Source organism: Burkholderia sp. BC1, assembly GCF_052683555.1.
This window is the reverse complement of record NZ_JBQYLP010000165.1, coordinates 1-1,845: the sequence shown is the minus strand read 5'-3', so window position 1 is coordinate 1,845 and position 1,845 is coordinate 1. Positions and strand designations below refer to the sequence as shown.

The 1,845-nt window shown below is 68.9% G+C and carries 1 protein-coding gene; it reads right to left on the bottom strand.

Annotated features, from left to right (window positions below; all coding sequences use genetic code 11):
* Window positions 1–1,845: beta strand repeat-containing protein (locus tag ACSHSS_RS30115; RefSeq protein WP_445545965.1), on the bottom strand; the 1,845-nt coding region annotated here is incomplete at both ends.

Below are 1,845 nucleotides of genomic sequence, written 5' to 3'. Positions count from 1 at the left end.
ACCGTGCCGATCACGCCGTTCAGCGCGCCCGTCGGGTTGCTGCCGCCCAGTGCACCCGTCACCGAGTTCACCGCACCTTGCGCCGTCGTTACGACGCCGTTCAGTGCGCCAGTCGGGTTGGTGCCGCCCAGCGCGCCCGTCACCTTGTCGACCACACCACTCAGCGCGCCGCCCGGATTCGTGCCGCCCAGTGCACCCGTGACCGAATTCACCGCGCCTTGTGCCGTCGTGACGACGCCATTCAACGCGCCCGTCGGGCCATTGCCACCCAGCGCGCCGGTGACCGTGCTCACCACGCCGTTCAGTGCACCGGTCGGGTTCGTACCGCCCAGTGCGCCGGTCACCTTATCGACCACGCCGCCCAGAGCACCGCCCGGATTCGTGCCGCCGAGCGCCCCCGTCACCGAATTCACTGCACCTTGTGCCGTCGTTACGACGCCGTTCAGTGCACCCGTCGGATTCGTGCCACCCAGTGCGCCAGTCACCTTGTCGACCACACCGCCCAGCGCACCACCAGGATTCGTGCCGCCGAGCGCCCCGGTGACCGAATTCACCGCGCCTTGTGCCGTCGTTACGACGCCGTTCAGTGCGCCAGTCGGATTGGCTCCGCCCAGCGCGCCCGTCACCTTGTCGACCACACCACTCAGCGCTCCGCCCGGATTCGTACCACCCAGTGCCCCGGTGACCGAATTCACTGCGCCTTGTGCCGTCGTGACGACGCCGTTCAGTGCGCCCGTCGGGCCATTGCCACCGAGCGCGCCGGTCACCGTGCTCACCACGCCGCCCAGCGCGCCGCCGGGATTCGTGCCGCCAAGCGCTCCGGTAACCGAATTCACTGCGCCCTGTGCCGTCGTCACGACGCCGTTCAACGCGCCCGTCGGATTCGTGCCGCCCAGTGCCCCGGTCACCTTATCGACCACACCACTCAGCGCTCCGCCCGGATTCGTGCCGCCCAGTGCGCCCGTGACCGAATTCACCGCGCCTTGCGCCGTGGTCACGACACCGTTCAATGCGCCGGTCGGACCATTGCCGCCGAGCGCGCCGGTGACCGTGCTCACCACGCCGTTCAACGCACCCGTCGGATTGCTGCCGCCCAGTGCGCCCGTGACCGAATTGACTGCGCCTTGTGCCGTCGTCACGACGCCGTTCAATGCGCCCGTCGGACCATTGCCGCCGAGCGCGCCGGTGACCGTGCTCACCACACCGTTCAGCGCACCCGTCGGGTTGTTGCCGCCAAGGGCGCCCGTCACCGTGTTGACGACACCGCTCAACGCACCGGTCGGATTGCTGCCGCCGAGCGCACCGGTGACCGAGTTCACCGTGCCCTGCACCGTGCCGACCACACCGTTCAGCGCGCCCGTCGGGTTGTTGCCGCCCAACGCGCCCGTCACCGTGCCGACGGCACCGTTCAACCCGTTGCTCGCCAGATCGATCACGGCTTGATCCAGCGCGCCATGTGCTGCGACGATCGTGTTGACTGCATTGGTTGCCGTGTTCACGACACCGTTCAGTGCGCCAGTCGGGTTATTGTCGCCCAATGCGCCCGTGACCGTACTGACCACACCGCTCAGCGCGCCGCCGGGATTCGTGCCGCCCAGCGCACCGGTCACCGAGTTGACCGCGCCTTGCGCCGTCGTCACGACGCCGTTCAATGCGCCCGTCGGACCATTGCCACCGAGGGCGCCCGTCACCGTGCTGACCACGCCGTTCAGTGCACCGGTCGGGTTGTTCGCGCCGCCAAGTGCGCCCGTAACCGTACCGACCACGCCATTCAATGCACCCGTCGGATCGTTGCCGCCCAGCGCGCCCGTCACCGTGCTGACCACGCCGTTCAGCGCACCGGTC